Source organism: Micromonospora sp. USAFONa4 (assembly GCF_057197825.1).
Genome location: NZ_CM170072.1, coordinates 1,239,621 through 1,254,638, shown reverse-complemented (window position 1 = coordinate 1,254,638; position 15,018 = coordinate 1,239,621). Strand labels below are relative to the sequence as shown.

Here is a 15,018-nt window from a genome sequence, read left to right as displayed (position 1 = left end):
ATGGTTCGCTCGCTACGCTCGCTCACGCGTTCCCTCCCGCCTGCTGCGCGGCCTGCGCGTTGTCCTTCGCGGCGTCGCTCGGGTTGCCGGCGCCGCGGCCCGCGGCCGCCAGCGACTTGCGGACGCCGTCGAGCAGTTCCTGCCAGCTCGCCTCGAACTTCTCCACGCCCTCGCGCTCCAGGGTCTCGATGACGTCGGCCATGTCGATCCCGACCGACTCCAGGTCCGCGAAGGCCTTGCGGGCCTCGTCGTACGAACCGGTGATGGTGTCGCCGCGGGTCTCGCCATGGTCGGCGTACGCGTGCACGACCGGCTCCGGCATGGTGTTGACCGTGCCGGGAGCGATCAGTTCCTCGACGTAGATGACGTCCCGGTAGTCCGGGTTCTTGGTCGAGGTGGAGGCCCACAGCGGCCGCTGCGGGTGGGCGCCGGCGTCGGCGAGCGCCTGCCAGCGGTCGGACGAGAACACCTCGCCGTAGCGCTCGTACGCGAGCTTGGCGTTGGCGACGGCGGCCTTGCCGCGCAGCGCCTTGGCCTCGTCGGAGCCGAGCTTCTCCAGCCGCTTGTCGACCTCGCTGTCGACGCGGGAGACGAAGAACGACGCGACCGACCCGATCTTCGACAGGTCGTGCCCGTTCGCCTTCGCCTGCTCCAGGCCGGCCAGGAACGCCTCCATCACCTGCGAGTAGCGGTCCAGCCCGAAGATCAGCGTGACGTTGACGCTGATCCCCTCCGCCAGGGTGGCGGTGATCGCCGGCAGGCCGGCCTCGGTGGCCGGGATCTTGATGAAGAGGTTCGGCCGGTCGACCAGCCACCACAGCGCCTTGGCCTCGGCGACGGTCCTGTCGGTCTCGTGGGCCAGGCGCGGGTCCACCTCGATGGAGACCCGGCCGTCGACCCCGCCGCTGCCCTCGTACGACGGGCGCATCACGTCGCACGCCCACCGCACGTCGTACGTGGTGAGCATGCGTACGGCCTCCTCGACCTCCACCCCACGGGAGGCGAGGTCGCGCAGCTGCCAGTCGTACTCGTCGGCGTCGCTCAGCGCCTTGGCGAAGATCGTCGGGTTGGTGGTCACCCCGGCCACGTGCTTCTCCCGGCGGAGCTGGTCCAGCCCGCCGGAGGACAGCCGTACCCGGGAAAGGTCGTCGAGCCAGACCGCCACGCCTGCGGCGGTGAGTTCACTCAGCCTGTCCGTCATGCCGTCCACGCTCCCCTCAGTTGCCGGTGGTGAAACCGGTGATGTCGCCCATCCGGGTCAGTGCCGCGTGCGCGGCGGCCACGATCCGGTCGGGGGTGAATCCGAACTGCTCGAAGAGCACGGAGTGCGGGGCACTCGCGCCGTAGTGCTCCAGGCTCACGCTCTCGCCGCAGTCGCCGACGATGCCGCGCCAGGACATGGCGATGCCCGCCTCCACGCTCACCCGTGCCTTTACCCCGCGCGGCAGCACCGACTCCCGGTACGCCTCGTCCTGCTCGAAGAACCACTCCTGGCAGGGCATCGAGACGACCCGGGTCGGGGTGCCGTCGGCCTCCAGCCGGTCGCGGGCGGTCAGGCAGAGCTGCACCTCGGAGCCGGTGCCGACGAGGATGACCTGCGGCTTGCCGTTGGACGCCTCGGCCAGCACGTAACCGCCCTTGGCCACGCCCTCGGCGCCGGCCAGGGTCGACCGGTCCAGCGTCGGCAGCGGTTGCCGGCTCAGCGCCAGCGCGGTCGGCCGGTCGGTGTGCTCCAGGGCCTGCCGCCAGGCCCAGGCGGTCTCGTTGGCGTCGGCCGGCCGGACCACGTCCAGGCCGGGGATGGCGCGCAGCGCGGTCAGGTGCTCCACCGGCTGGTGCGTCGGGCCGTCCTCGCCGAGGCCGATCGAGTCGTGCGTCCAGACGTAGACCACCGGCAGCTTCATCAGCGCGGCGAGCCGTACCGCCGGGCGCATGTAGTCGCTGAAGACCAGGAAGGTGCCGCCGTACGGGCGGGTGCCGCCGTGCAGCGCGATGCCGTTGAGGATGGCGCCCATGGCGTGCTCGCGGATGCCGAAGTGCAGCGTGCGGCCGTACTCGTGGCCGGGGAAGTCCTTGGTGGCGTGGACGGCGGGGACGAAGGACGGCTCGCCCTTCATGGTGGTGTTGTTGCTCTCCGCCAGGTCGGCCGAGCCGCCCCACAGCTCCGGCAGCACTCCGGCGAGCGCCTCCAGGACCTTGCCGGAGGCCGCCCGGGTGGCGACGCCCTTGGCGTCGGCCGGGAACTCCGGCAGCGCCTCGGTCCAGCCGGTCGGCAGGACCCGTCCGGCCATCCGGTCGTAGAGTGCGCGGCGCTCCGCGTTGGCCTTCGCCCAGCCGTCGAACGCCGTGGTCCACTCCTGCTGGGCCTGCGCGCCGCGCTCCATCACCGTGCGGGCGTGCCCGAGCACCTCCTCGCCGACCTCGAAGGAGCGGGCCGGGTCGAAGCCGAGCAGCTGCTTGGTGGCCGCCACCTCGTCGGCGCCCAGCGCCGAACCGTGGATCTTGCCGGTGTTCTTCTTGTTGGGCGCGGGCCAGCCGATGATGGTGCGCAGCGCGATGAACGAGGGGCGGCCGGTCTCGGCCTTCGCCGCCAGCAGCGCCCGGTACAGGGCCTCCACGTCCTCGTGGTAGTCGCCCTGGTCGGCGTCGCCGGCGCGCCAGTCGACGGTCTGCACGTGCCAGCCGTACGCCTCGTAGCGGGCCGCGACGTCCTCGCTCTTGGCGATGCGGGTGTCGTCCTCGATCGAGATCTCGTTGTCGTCGTAGATCACCGTGAGGTTGCCGAGCTGCTGGTGCCCGGCGAGCGCGCTGGCCTCGTGGCTGATGCCCTCCTCGATGTCGCCGTCCGAGGCGATGCACCAGATGTCGTGGTCGAAGACCGACCGGCCCGGCTCCGCCTCCGGGTCGAACAGGCCGCGCTCGCGGCGGGCCGCCATCGCCATGCCGACCGCGTTGCCGAGGCCCTGCCCGAGCGGCCCGGTGGTGGTCTCCACGCCGGGGGTGTGCCCGTGCTCCGGGTGGCCCGGGGTCAGCGAGCCCCACTGCCGCAGCGACTTCAGGTCCTCCAGGGCCAGCGGGTAGCCGGAGAGGAAGAGCTGGATGTAGAGGGTGAGGCTGGAGTGGCCCGCGGAGAGCACGAAGCGGTCCCGGCCGGGCCAGTTCGGGTCGGCCGGGTTGTGCCGCATGACCCGGTTGAAGAGCAGGTAGGCCGCGGGCGCGAGGCTCATCGCGGTGCCCGGGTGGCCGTTGCCGGATTTCTCCACGGCGTCCATGGCCAGCACGCGGACGGTGTCGACGGCCCGGCGGTCGAGGTCGGACCAGTTGAGTGCGGGGTGCTCGGGTCGGTTGGCAGCCACGATGGTTGTGCTCCTCGGCAGATGGGCGGAACCCTCAGTGATGACCCTATCGAGCGGTCCTAAACGTCCGCCCAGGGATCTCTGCATGCCGGTCTGTACTGGTCCGCGCCGGTGCGCGGCGCTGCCCCGACGGTGTGACGGCCCGCACCGTTGTCGGGTCGCCCGGGCAGCCAAAACGACGACGCGTAGTCTGTGGTCCGGCGTGTGGCCCCAGTCGGGTCCGGCCGATCCGACCTCCCCTGCCGACGCCGGAAGGTGGCAATCCGTGAGCATGATCACCGAGCGCCCCGTCAGCAACTCTGCCGGGCAGCCGCCGGTGCGGACTGCGGCGGAGACGTCGGAGGTGGCCCGCCGGGACGTCCGCGCGGTGGTCGCGGCCTACGTGACGCTGACCAAGCCGCGGATCGTGGAGCTGCTCCTCGTCACCACGGTGCCGGCGATGATGCTCGCGGACGGCGGGATGCCGTCGCTCTGGCTGGTGGCCGTGGTGCTGGTCGGCGGCTCGCTCGCCGCGGGCGCGGCCAGCGTCATCAACTGCTACATCGACCGGGACATCGACCAGCTGATGCGGCGCACCAAGCGCCGCCCGCTGCCGACGCACACCGTGACACCGCGCAACGCGTTGATCTTCGGGCTGGTGCTGGCGGCGGTGTCGGTCGCGATGATGGCGGCGTTCACCAACCTGCTGGCCGCCGGGCTCACGCTGGCCGCGATCGTCTACTACGACGTCGTCTACACCCTCTGGCTCAAGCGCACCACGACGGCGAACACGTTCTGGGGCGGGGCCTGCGGGGCGGCGCCGGTGCTGATCGGCTGGGCGGCGGTCACCGGGACGCTCTCCCCGGCCGCGTGGGCGCTCTTCGCGGTGGTCTTCTTCTGGCAGATGCCGCACTTCTACCCGCTGGCGATGAAGTACAAGGACGACTACGCCCGGGCCGGCATCCCGATGCTGCCGGTGGTGGCCTCCACGCGGCGGGTCAACGCCGAGATCATCGGCTTCGCCTGGCTGACCGTGGCGTCCTCGCTGGCCGTGTGGCCGCTGGGGATGAGCCTCATCTACGGCGTGCCCGCCGTGGTGGTCGGCGCCATCTTCGTGGTGGAGGCGCACAAGCTCGCCCGCCGGGTGGCGCGGGGGCAGGCCGTCAAGCCGATGCGGCTGTTCCACTGGTCGACGACCTATCTGACCATCCTCTTCGCCGCCGTCGCGCTCGACGCGCTGATCTGACCCGGCTGCGCCCGCCGCTCCGGCGGGCCGCCGCGTCGAAGCCGGATCCCGGCCTGGTCCGTCCCGCCCCGGTCCCGGCGGGAGGGCCGTACCGCCCGGTCCCCGGCGGCCGGAGGCCGTACCGGCAAATCATCATCGTGCATGGCTTGTCCGGGTTTCTTGTCACATCGGTGACGCCGTCGGTATGGTTCCAGAACCGCTCGGATGGCCCGGGCCGGCCCGGTTCGGGCCGACCTTTTGGCGGGATAAGTCCGGACAAGACTGGGCATTTCGCCTGTGGTTCTCCTTAAACCTGCGGGTAATTGGCATCACAAAAGGTTCATGGTTCTCGCCCGCCCGGGTGCAAGTCTGCTTACGCTTCCCGACATGGCAGATGGTTCCGATACGACGCTGACGGCCGAGCAGACCCCCGGGCAGGCCCCGCAGGGCCTGGTCGCGGGCATCAAGTCGTTCGCCGCCGGTCACGGCGGGGCGAAGGCGGTCATCGAGTACGTCGGCAAGCGTGGCGCGCGCATCGTCCTCGTGGGCGAGGACGGGGTGTGGGGCGACCAGTTCGCCGACGACACCGTCGTGGCGCGGCAGGCCTGCGCGAAGGCGGGAGTCACCGTCGAGAACGCCTGGGAGCGTGAACTGATGGACCAGATGCGTCCGAGCAACGACCTCTGGCGGTCGATGGCCCGTCGCACGATGGCCCGTTGACATAACTTGACCGATCACCACCAGCCGACCCGGGGGAAACCCCGGGTCGCTCTCGTCACCTGTGCCGACCTGCCCGACCTCGACCCCGACGACCGGCTGCTGCTCGACCCGCTGGCGCGCCGCGGCGTGAGCACCGAGGCGGTGGACTGGGCCGACCCGGCCGCCGACTGGGCCGCGTACGACCTGGCGGTGCTCCGCTCGCCGTGGGACTACGCGCTGCGCCGCGACGAGTTCGTCGCCTGGGCGTCGCGGGTCCCCGCCCTGGCCAACCCGGCCGACGTGGTGCGCTGGAACACCGACAAGCGGTACCTGGCCGAGCTGGCCGCGGCCGGGGTGCCCACCGTGCCGACGTCCTGGGTCGCGCCGGGGGAGGGCTGGCGACCGCCCGCCGTCCGCGGCGAGTACGTCGTCAAGCCGGCCGTCAGCGCGGGCAGCCAGGACACCGGCCGCTACGACCTGGCCGATCCGCACCACCGGGAACTGGCCGTGGCGCACGTGCGGCGGCTGTCGGACGCCGGGCGGCTGACCATGGTGCAGCCGTACCTCGACGCGGTCGACACGGCCGGCGAGACGGCGCTGCTCTTCCTGGCCGGTCCGGACGGCCCGACGTTCAGCCACGCCATCCGCAAGGGCCCGATGCTGACCGGCCCGGACCTCGGCGCCGACGCGCTGTACCGGCCCGAGGAGATCACCGCCCGCACCGCCACCCCGGAGCAGTCGGCGGTGGCGGAGCGGGCCCTCGCGGCGGTGCCAGGCGGGCCGGGACGGCTGCTCTACGCCCGGGTGGACCTGATCCCGGGCCCGGACGGCGCGCCGGTCCTGGTGGAGCTGGAACTCACCGAGCCGTCGCTGTTCCTCGGCCACGCCGCCGGCGCCGCCGACCGCCTGGCCGACGCGATCCTGACCCACCTGGACCGCGCCGCCGGCTGACCGTCGGGGCGGGTGGGGGAGCGCTCAGGTGCGCAGCCGGACCGGCCGGGGCGCGGTCAGGCGGCGACCGGGACGGCCCGGTCGGCGGCGTCCGGGGCGGGGGCCGGCCCGACCGGGCGGCGCTCGCGGGTGGACCACTGCACCGAGAGGGTGGCCAGCAGCACCAGGCAGGAACCCAGCATGTGCGCGCCCACCAGCAGCGCCGGCAGGTTGGTGAAGTACTGCACGAAGCCGATGAGGCCCTGGCTCAGCTCGACGCCGACGAGCACCAGCGCGGCCCGCGCGGCCCGCTGCGCGCCGACCGCGCGGAAGGCGAAGACCAGCGCCACGGACAGGCCGATCAGCAGGAAGACGCTGTCGGCGTGCACCTGGGAGATCGTCTCCGGGTCGAGCCCGTTGCGGGCGGCGCCGTGGTCGCCCGCGTGCGGGCCGCTGCCGGTCACCCAGGTGCCGATCACCAGCACCGCCGCGCTGACCACGGTGGTGATCGCGGTCAGGGTCCGCAGCGGGGTGGGCACGACGGCCTCCGCCGGGCCCACCGGGTCCTTGACCCGCCGCCACAGCGCGTACGCGGCCGCGATCACCAGCATCGAGGCGAGGAAGTGCAGGCCGACCACCCACGGGTTGAGGTCGGTGAGCACGGTGATCCCGCCGATGATCGCCTGTGCGGGGATGCCGAAGAGCACGGCGACCGCGAGCGGGACCAGGTCCCGGCGCCGGGGGAGGTGCAGCAGCACGGCCAGCAGCACCGCCAGCGCGATGAAGCCGACCGCGAAGGTGAGCAGGCGGTTGCCGAACTCGATCACTCCGTAGATGCCCATCTCCGGCGTCGTCACGTACGACTCCTCGGTGCACCTGGGCCAGGTGGGGCAGCCGAGGCCGGACCCGGTGAGCCGGACGGCCCCGCCGGTGACGACGATGCCCACGTTCGCGATGATCGAGGCGAGCGCGAGACGGCGCAGCAGGGCGGTGGAGACCGGGAACCGGACGGATCGCTTCACGGCGCAAATCCTACGCACCGTAGTGGAGCACGATCGGGTGACTCCGTCCGTGCGGTGGTTCGGATCACCGGGGCCCGGGTTTGCGGGCCCCGGACGAATTACGTAACGTTGGCGTTGTGAAAAACGCGGCGGCGCTCTCCGGGCACCAGCCGGCGGCCGTCCCGGCCGCCGGTCAGTCCGCGTCCGTCGCGGATCTCTCCACCCGTGACCGGGTCACCCAGCTGCTGCTGGAGCGGGGCGCGACCACCGCCGCGCAGCTCGGCTCGGTGCTCGGGCTCAGCCCGGCCGCGATCCGCCGCCACCTCGACGCGATGCTCGCCGACGGCGACGTGCTCGCCCGCGAGCAGACCGTCCGCGGCCACCGCGGCCGGGGCCGGCCGGCGAAGGTGTTCGTGCTGACCGACGCGGCCCGGGTCCGCTGCGGCACCCACCACTACGACAACATGGCCACCGCCGCGCTGCGCTGGATCGCCCGCAACGGCGGCGCCGCGGCGGTCGAGGCGTTCGCCGCCGACCAGGTCGCCGCGCTGGAGACCCGCTGCCGGGCCGCCATGGAGGACGCCGGCGACGACCCGCTCGCGCGGGCCGAGGCACTCGCCGGAGCGCTGACCGCCGAGGGTTACGCTGCGAACGCGTCCACGATCGCCACCGGCGGCCAGCTCTGTCAGCACCACTGCCCGGTGGCGCACGTGGCCGCCGAGTTTCCCCAGCTGTGCGAGGCCGAGACCGCGGTGATCTCCCGCCTGGTCGGCACCCACGTGCAGCGCCTGGCCACCATCGCGCACGGCGACGGAGTGTGCACCACGCACATTCCCACCCAGCCGGGGCGTGCCCGTTCCGGTAAGACCGTCACCACTGTGAGGACAGATAGATGACCGAGCAGATCGTCCAGCCCCTGACGCAGGAAGAGCAGCTCGCCGCCCTGGGTCGCTACGAATACGGCTGGGCCGACCCCGACGTCGCCGGGGCGGTCGCCCAGCGCGGCCTCAACGAGGCGGTGGTGCGGGACATCTCGGCCAAGAAGAACGAGCCGGCCTGGATGCTCGACCTGCGGCTGAAGGGCCTGCGGCTGTTCGGCCGCAAGCCGATGCCGGCCTGGGGCGCCGACCTCACGGGGATCGACTTCGACAACATCAAGTACTTCGTCCGGTCCACCGAGAAGCAGGCCACCAGCTGGGAGGACCTGCCCGAGGACATCAAGAACACCTACGACCGGCTGGGCATCCCCGAGGCGGAGAAGCAGCGGCTGGTCGCCGGCGTCGCGGCGCAGTACGAGTCCGAGGTCGTCTACCACAAGATCCGTGAGGACCTCGAGGAGCAGGGTGTCGTCTTCCTGGACACCGACACCGCCCTGCGCGAGCACGAGGACGTCTTCAAGGAGTACTTCGGCACGGTGATCCCGGTCGGCGACAACAAGTTCGCCGCGCTGAACACCTCCGTGTGGTCCGGCGGCTCGTTCATCTACGTGCCGAAGGGCGTGCACGTGGAGATCCCGCTGCAGGCCTACTTCCGGATCAACACGGAGAACATGGGCCAGTTCGAGCGGACGCTGATCATCGTCGACGAGGGCGCGTACGTGCACTACGTCGAGGGCTGCACCGCGCCGCTCTACTCCTCCGACTCGCTGCACAGCGCGGTCGTGGAGATCATCGTCAAGAAGAACGCCCGGTGCCGCTACACGACCATCCAGAACTGGTCGAACAACGTCTACAACCTGGTCACCAAGCGGGCCGTCTGCCACGAGGGCGCGACCATGGAGTGGGTCGACGGCAACATCGGCTCCAAGGTCACCATGAAGTACCCGGCGGTCTACATGACCGGCGAGCACGCCAAGGGCGAGGTGCTCTCGGTGGCCATGGCCGGCGAGGGCCAGCACCAGGACGCGGGCGCCAAGATGGTGCACGCCGCGCCGCACACCTCCTCGACCATCGTCTCCAAGTCGATCGCCCGGGGCGGCGGCCGCACGTCGTACCGGGGCCTGGTCCAGGTGCTGGAGGGCTCGCACAGCAGCCGCAGCACGGTCAAGTGCGACGCCCTGCTTGTCGACACCATCTCCCGCTCGGACACCTACCCGTACGTCGACATCCGCGAGGACGACGTGTCGATGGGGCACGAGGCGACCGTCTCCAAGATCAGCGACGACCAGCTCTTCTACCTGATGAGCCGGGGCCTGAGCGAGGACGAGGCGATGGCGATGATCGTTCGCGGCTTCATCGAGCCGATCGCCAAGGAGCTCCCGATGGAGTACGCCCTGGAACTCAACCGCCTGATCGAGCTCCAGATGGAGGGCGCGGTCGGCTGACGCCGCCCCGACCCGCTGCGGGCCGCGCCGAAAGCCGGCCCGCTGCGGGGGCCGGTGGACGCCGACCCGTCTGACCGGGCCGCGCGGACACCGACCGACCTCCGACCAATGACACCGTCGTCGCAGAACAGACCAAGGAAGAGATGACTACCCAGGCTTCCGCGCCGCCCAGCACCAAGTCGCAGGCGCTCCGCTCGTACGACGTCGCCGACTTCCCGGCCCTGACCGGCCTGGAGGAGGAGTGGCGCTTCACCCCGCTCAAGCGGCTGCGCGGGCTGGTCGGCGCGTCGCCGGCCGCCACCGGCGCGGTCCGCCACGAGCACGGCGACCTGCCCGAGGGCGTCACCGTCGGGCGGATCGGCTCCGACGACCCGCGGGTGGGCAGCGTGCTCACCCCGGTCGACCGGGTCAGCGCGCTGGCCTACGGCGGGGCCGACCAGGCGCTGCTGGTCCAGGTCGCCCGCGACGCCGTGGTGGCCGAGCCGGTGAGCCTGCGGGTGGTCGGCGAGGGCGTCGAGGGCCTGGCCTTCGGGCACACCTTCGTCGAGGTGGGCCGGTTCGCCGAGGTGACCCTGGTGGTGGAGCACGTCGGCTCGGCGACGCTGGCCGACAACGTCGAGGTGGCGGTGGCCGACGGGGCGAAGCTGACCCTGGTCACCGTCGCGGACTGGGCCGACGACGCCGTCCAGGCCCAGCACCTGAAGGTCCGGCTGGGCCGCGACGCGAAGGTCGTGCACGTCCAGGTCTCCCTCGGCGGCGACCTGGTCCGGCAGTACACCTCGGTGGAGTACACCGACCGGGGCGGCGAGGCCGAGCTGTACGGCCTCTACTTCGCCGACTCGGGTCAGCACCTGGAGCACCGCCAGCTGGTCGACCACACCGTGCCCGACTGCCGCAGCTACGTCGGCTACCGGGGCGCCCTGCAGGGCGAGAGCGCGCGCACCGTCTGGGTGGGCGACGTGCTGATCCGCGCCGAGGCGACCGGCACCGACACGTACGAGATCAACCGGAACCTGCTGCTGACCGACGGCGCGCGGGCGGACTCCGTACCCAATCTGGAGATCGAGACCGGCGAGATCGCCGGCGCCGGGCACGCGAGCGCGACCGGCCGCTTCGACGACGAGCAGCTGTTCTACCTGATGGCCCGGGGCATCCCGGAGGCCGAGGCGCGGCGCCTGGTGGTCCGCGGCTTCTTCGCCGAGCTGATCAACAAGATCCCGGTCGAGGAGCTGCGCGAGCGGCTGGGCGACGCCATCGAGGCCCGGCTCGCGAAGGCCGGCGCCTGATGATCCGCCTCTGCGCCACCGAGGACGTGCCGAAGGGCACCGTGGTCAGCGCAAACGTCGACGGCACCCCGATCGCGCTGGTGCACGGCGAGGACGGCGTCTTCTACGCCGCCTACGACGAGTGCTCGCACGCCGCGGTCGCCCTCTCCGAGGGGGAGGTCGAGGGCTGCACGCTGGAATGCTGGCTGCACGGATCCCGTTTCGACCTGAGGACCGGCGAGCCGACCGGGCTGCCCGCCACCGAACCCGTTCCCGTCTATCCCGTCGAAGTCCGAGACGGCGACATCTACGTCAGTCTCACGCCGAGCAATGGAGTGACCCGATAATGAGCACCCTGGAGATCCGCGACCTGAAGGTGTCGGTCAAGCTGCCCGAGGGTGAGCTCAAGCCGATCCTGGCCGGTGTCGACCTGACCGTCCGCTCGGGTGAGACCCACGCGATCATGGGCCCGAACGGCTCCGGCAAGTCCACCCTGGCCTACTCGATCGCCGGCCACCCCAAGTACGAGATCACCGGCGGATCGGTGACCCTCGACGGCGAGGACGTGCTGGCCCTGTCCGTGGACGAGCGCGCCCGCGCCGGCCTCTTCCTGGCCATGCAGTACCCGGTCGAGGTCCCCGGCGTCTCGGTGGCGAACTTCCTGCGTACCGCCAAGACCGCCATCGACGGCCAGGCGCCCAAGCTGCGCACCTGGGGTGGCGAGCTGCGCGGGGCCATGGAGCGCCTCCAGATGGACCCGGCGTTCGCCCAGCGCAACGTCAACGAGGGCTTCTCCGGCGGTGAGAAGAAGCGGCACGAGATCGTGCAGCTGGAGCTGCTCAAGCCGAAGATCGCGATCCTCGACGAGACCGACTCCGGCCTCGACGTGGACGCGCTGCGCGTGGTCAGCGAGGGCGTCAACCGGGTCCGCGACACCGGCGACACCGGGATGCTGCTGATCACCCACTACACCCGGATCCTGCGCTACATCAAGCCGGACTTCGTGCACGTCTTCGTCGCCGGCCGGATCGTCGAGCAGGGCGGCCCGGAGCTGGCCGACAAGCTCGAGGAAGAGGGCTACGAGCGCTACGTCGCCGGGGCCGGCGCGGCGCGGGCCTGAGTCCTCTCGGAAGAATGGGTGGGCCGGTCGACATGACTTCCATCGCGATCCCGTCGGGGATGCCGCAGTACGACGACGTGCCGCGTTACGACGTGGCGAAGGTGCGCGCCGACTTCCCGATCCTCGACCGGGAGGTCAACGGGCACCGGCTGGTCTACCTCGACAGCGCCAACACCTCGCACAAGCCGCGGCAGGTGCTCGACGTGCTCGGCGAGCACTACGCGATGCACAACGCCAACGTGTCCCGCTCGGTGCACACCCTGGGCACCGAGGCCACCGAGGCGTACGAGGGCGCGCGGGCGAAGATCGCCGCGTTCATCAACGCGCCGAACGTGGACGAGGTGGTGTTCACCAAGAACTCCACCGAGGCGATCAACATCGTCGCGTACGCGTTCTCCAACGCGTCGCTGCGGCCCGACGGCGACCCCCGGTTCCGGCTCGGTCCCGGCGACGAGGTGGTGATCTCCGAGATGGAGCACCACTCGAACATCGTGCCGTGGCAGCTGCTCTGCGAGCGCACCGGCGCGACCCTGCGCTGGTTCCCGGTCACCGACCAGGGGCGGCTGGACGAGTCGGGGCTGGAGGACCTGGTCACCGAGCGGACGAAGATCGTCTCGCTGGTGCACACGTCCAACATCCTCGGCACGGTCAACGCCACCTCGCGGATCACCGCGCGGGTCCGCGAGGTGGGCGCGCTGCTGCTGCTCGACTGCTCCCAGTCGGTGCCGCACATGCCGATGGACGTGGTCGACTACGACGCCGACTTCATCGTCTTCACCGGGCACAAGATGTGCGGCCCGACCGGCATCGGCGTGCTCTGGGGCCGGGCCGAGCTGCTGGCGGCGATGCCGCCGGTGCTGGGCGGCGGGTCGATGATCGAGACGGTCACCATGGCCCGCTCGACGTTCGCCGCGCCGCCGGCCCGGTTCGAGGCGGGCACCCCGCCGATCGCGGAGGCGGTCGCGCTCGGCGCGGCCGTCGACTACCTCGCCGGCATCGGGATGCGGGCCATCCAGTGGCACGAGAAGGAGCTGACGGCGTACGCGCTGGACGCCCTCGCCACGGTGCCCGGCCTGCGGATCTTCGGGCCGGCCGTGCCGGTGGGCCGGGGCGGCACGATCTCGTTCGCCCTCGGCGACATCCACCCGCACGACGTCGGGCAGGTGCTCGACTCGCTGGGCGTGCAGGTGCGCGTCGGCCACCACTGCGCCAAGCCGGTGTGCAGCCGGTTCGGCGTGCCGGCCATGACGCGGGCCTCGTTCTACCTCTACACCACCACCGAGGAGATCGACGCCCTGGTGGCGGGCCTGGAGCAGGTGCGGAAGGTGTTCGAGTGAGCGGCGACGCAGGAGCCCGCGGATCGACGGGAGTTCAGCCCGATGCAGCTTGAATCTCTCTACCAGGAGATCATCCTGGACCACTACAAGCACCCGCACGGTCGCGGCCTGCGCGACCCGGACGCCACTGGCGCCCGGGTCGCCGAGGCGCACCACGTCAACCCGACCTGCGGTGACGAGGTCACCGTGCGGGTGGCCACCGACGGCGACGTGCTGCACGACGTCTCGTACGACGGCATGGGCTGCTCCATCAGCCAGGCGTCGGCGAGCGTGCTGCACGAGCTGCTGGTGGGCCGGGATGCGGGCGACGCGTTCCGGGTGCACGAGGCGTTCGTCGAGTTGATGTCCGGCCGTGGCCAGGTCACGCCGGACGAGGACGTGCTCGGTGACGGGGTAGCGTTCGCGGGCGTCGCCCGCTACCCCGCCCGGGTCAAGTGCGCGCTGTTGCCGTGGATGGCGTTCAAGGACGCCGCGGCACGCGCCGGTGTGGGCGTGAGCCCGACGGAGGTTGAGGCATGAGCAGCGAGGACACCGCCACCGCGGCGACCCCGGAGACCGAGGGCGCGGCCGTGCCGGCGGCTCCGGCCGCGGAGGCCGCCACGTCGGCGGCCAAGGGGAAGGCCGCCGTCGCCGACGTCGAGGAGGCGATGAAGGACGTCGTCGACCCCGAGCTGGGCATCAACGTGGTCGACCTCGGCCTGGTGTACGGCGTGCACGTCGGCGACGACAACGTCGCCACCCTGGACATGACGCTCACCTCGGCGGCGTGCCCGCTGACCGACGTGATCGAGGACCAGGCCCGGCAGGCGCTGACCACCGGACCGGGCGGCGGCCTGGTCGACGACATCCGGATCAACTGGGTGTGGCTCCCGCCGTGGGGGCCGGACAAGATCACCGACGAGGGGCGCGACCAGCTCCGCTCCCTCGGCTTCAACGTCTGACCCGTTTCTCGTCGAGCGCGTCGTCCCGGAGGGGCGGCGCGCTCGACGTTTTCTCGGCGCGATCACCCTGAATCGCCCTGGGCCTCGTGACGTCCGGCTCCGGCTGGGCTCCCGGGTCTGACTCGATTACGCCCACAACGTCCTGCGCGCTCCTGACCACCTCAGGGACCCTAGACCGGCGGACGTACGCGGAATGCCTTCCACGCCGCCTCGACGTTGTCCATCCGGTCCGGAGCCGGGCCCCGTCGGCGTAGCGGTCCGGCCAGTTATTCCATCGAGTCACACCACGCGATACCCACGCTGCAGCCTCCCCGCGCGGAACCGTAACCATGTCCTACGGTGGGTCCATGGACTGGAAGATCGAACTCATCCCCGTTCCGGTGACCGATGTCGACCGGGCCAAGGCGTTCTACCAGAAGGTGGGCTTCAACGCCGACCACGATCACAGGGTGCACGAGGGCCTGCGGTTCGTCCAGCTCACACCACCCGGCTCGGCCTGCTCCATCGTGATCGGCGAGGGCATCACCGACAAGACTCCCGGCAGCCAGGAAATCCAGGTTGTGGTCGCCGACGCCGAGGCGGCGCGCCGGCAACTGCTCGACGCCGGCGTCGATGCCAGCGAGGTCGAGGTGCAGCCATGGGGCAGCTTCGTCTACTTCGGCGATCCTGACGGCAACAGGTGGTCGCTGCAGGCGATCGAATCACGCCCCAACGGCTGATCGATGGCCCACGGCAGCCCTGGCAATGCCTTGACGTACTGCTGACTGTGCGCCGATCTGCCAAGATCAGTGCACGTTCGTCCGCCCATCGCTCGTCATGCAAGGCGACGCGCGGTCTTGCCG

Annotated in this window: 15 protein-coding genes; 12 read left to right on the top strand and 3 right to left on the bottom strand. The window is 71.3% G+C overall.

Translation table 11 applies throughout. The features are described from left to right. Positions 1–22: 22 nt before the first annotated feature. Both tal and tkt read right to left on the bottom strand, forming a co-directional pair. Positions 23–1,201: a transaldolase gene (gene tal, locus AC0OO9_RS04910; RefSeq protein WP_357579573.1), complete on the bottom strand. Its 1,179-nt coding sequence runs from the start codon at positions 1,199–1,201 to the stop codon at positions 23–25. A 16-nt stretch (positions 1,202–1,217) separates the two neighbouring features. Beyond that, positions 1,218–3,356 (bottom strand): transketolase, encoded by a 2,139-nt coding sequence (tkt, locus tag AC0OO9_RS04905; protein ID WP_484515915.1) that lies wholly within the window; start codon positions 3,354–3,356, stop codon positions 1,218–1,220. Between the two features lie 265 nt (positions 3,357–3,621). Here tkt and AC0OO9_RS04900 point away from each other — a divergent pair, with 265 nt between their 5' ends. The 3 genes from AC0OO9_RS04900 to AC0OO9_RS04890 all read left to right on the top strand — a co-directional run bounded on the left by AC0OO9_RS04900 (position 3,622) and on the right by AC0OO9_RS04890 (position 6,210). Further along, positions 3,622–4,581, top strand: coding sequence for a heme o synthase (locus AC0OO9_RS04900; RefSeq protein WP_484515913.1), 960 nt, complete (start codon positions 3,622–3,624; stop codon positions 4,579–4,581). A 366-nt stretch (positions 4,582–4,947) separates the two neighbouring features. After that, entirely contained in the window at positions 4,948–5,280 is a 333-nt protein-coding gene (locus AC0OO9_RS04895) for a hypothetical protein (RefSeq protein WP_132240329.1), read from the top strand. A gap of 6 nt (positions 5,281–5,286) precedes the next feature. Next, positions 5,287–6,210, top strand: a complete 924-nt coding sequence (locus tag AC0OO9_RS04890) for an ATP-grasp domain-containing protein (RefSeq protein ID WP_484515911.1) — start codon at positions 5,287–5,289, stop codon at positions 6,208–6,210. Positions 6,211–6,266: 56 nt separating this feature from the next. Here the strand turns inward: AC0OO9_RS04890 and AC0OO9_RS04885 are convergent, their stop codons facing one another. Further along, the gene (locus AC0OO9_RS04885; RefSeq protein WP_484515909.1) at positions 6,267–7,229 is read right to left on the bottom strand and encodes a COX15/CtaA family protein; all 963 of its coding nucleotides are present in this window, start codon (positions 7,227–7,229) and stop codon (positions 6,267–6,269) included. A 98-nt stretch (positions 7,230–7,327) separates the two neighbouring features. On the opposite strand from AC0OO9_RS04885, the gene AC0OO9_RS04880 reads away from it, so the two are divergent. The 9 genes from AC0OO9_RS04880 to AC0OO9_RS04840 all read left to right on the top strand — a co-directional run bounded on the left by AC0OO9_RS04880 (position 7,328) and on the right by AC0OO9_RS04840 (position 14,895). After that, positions 7,328–8,086, top strand: a complete 759-nt coding sequence (locus AC0OO9_RS04880) for a helix-turn-helix transcriptional regulator (RefSeq protein WP_484515908.1) — start codon at positions 7,328–7,330, stop codon at positions 8,084–8,086. Further along, the gene (gene sufB / locus AC0OO9_RS04875; protein ID WP_151453357.1) at positions 8,083–9,513 is read left to right on the top strand and encodes a Fe-S cluster assembly protein SufB; all 1,431 of its coding nucleotides are present in this window, start codon (positions 8,083–8,085) and stop codon (positions 9,511–9,513) included. Before AC0OO9_RS04880 ends, sufB begins: the two co-directional genes overlap by 4 nt. A 143-nt stretch (positions 9,514–9,656) precedes the next feature. After that, positions 9,657–10,799 carry a Fe-S cluster assembly protein SufD gene (sufD, locus tag AC0OO9_RS04870; RefSeq protein WP_484515906.1) on the top strand — a complete coding sequence of 381 codons (1,143 nt, stop codon included), beginning with the start codon at positions 9,657–9,659 and terminating at the stop codon, positions 10,797–10,799. After that, positions 10,799–11,125, top strand: a complete 327-nt coding sequence (locus tag AC0OO9_RS04865; RefSeq protein ID WP_484515905.1) for a non-heme iron oxygenase ferredoxin subunit — start codon at positions 10,799–10,801, stop codon at positions 11,123–11,125. The genes sufD and AC0OO9_RS04865 overlap by 1 nt, the downstream gene beginning before the upstream one ends. Further along, positions 11,125–11,898, top strand: a complete 774-nt coding sequence (gene sufC, locus AC0OO9_RS04860; protein ID WP_393002497.1) for a Fe-S cluster assembly ATPase SufC — start codon at positions 11,125–11,127, stop codon at positions 11,896–11,898. Before AC0OO9_RS04865 ends, sufC begins: the two co-directional genes overlap by 1 nt. 32 nt (positions 11,899–11,930) lie before the next feature. Then, positions 11,931–13,235 carry a cysteine desulfurase gene (locus AC0OO9_RS04855; protein WP_484515902.1) on the top strand — a complete coding sequence of 435 codons (1,305 nt, stop codon included), beginning with the start codon at positions 11,931–11,933 and terminating at the stop codon, positions 13,233–13,235. A 42-nt stretch (positions 13,236–13,277) separates the two neighbouring features. Then, positions 13,278–13,754 carry a Fe-S cluster assembly sulfur transfer protein SufU gene (sufU, locus tag AC0OO9_RS04850; protein WP_151453362.1) on the top strand — a complete coding sequence of 159 codons (477 nt, stop codon included), beginning with the start codon at positions 13,278–13,280 and terminating at the stop codon, positions 13,752–13,754. Further along, positions 13,751–14,176, top strand: coding sequence for a metal-sulfur cluster assembly factor (locus AC0OO9_RS04845; RefSeq protein ID WP_421451749.1), 426 nt, complete (start codon positions 13,751–13,753; stop codon positions 14,174–14,176). The genes sufU and AC0OO9_RS04845 overlap by 4 nt, the downstream gene beginning before the upstream one ends. Before the next feature lie 347 nt (positions 14,177–14,523). Next, positions 14,524–14,895 (top strand): glyoxalase superfamily protein, encoded by a 372-nt coding sequence (locus AC0OO9_RS04840; protein ID WP_484515899.1) that lies wholly within the window; start codon positions 14,524–14,526, stop codon positions 14,893–14,895. Positions 14,896–15,018 lie beyond the last annotated feature (123 nt).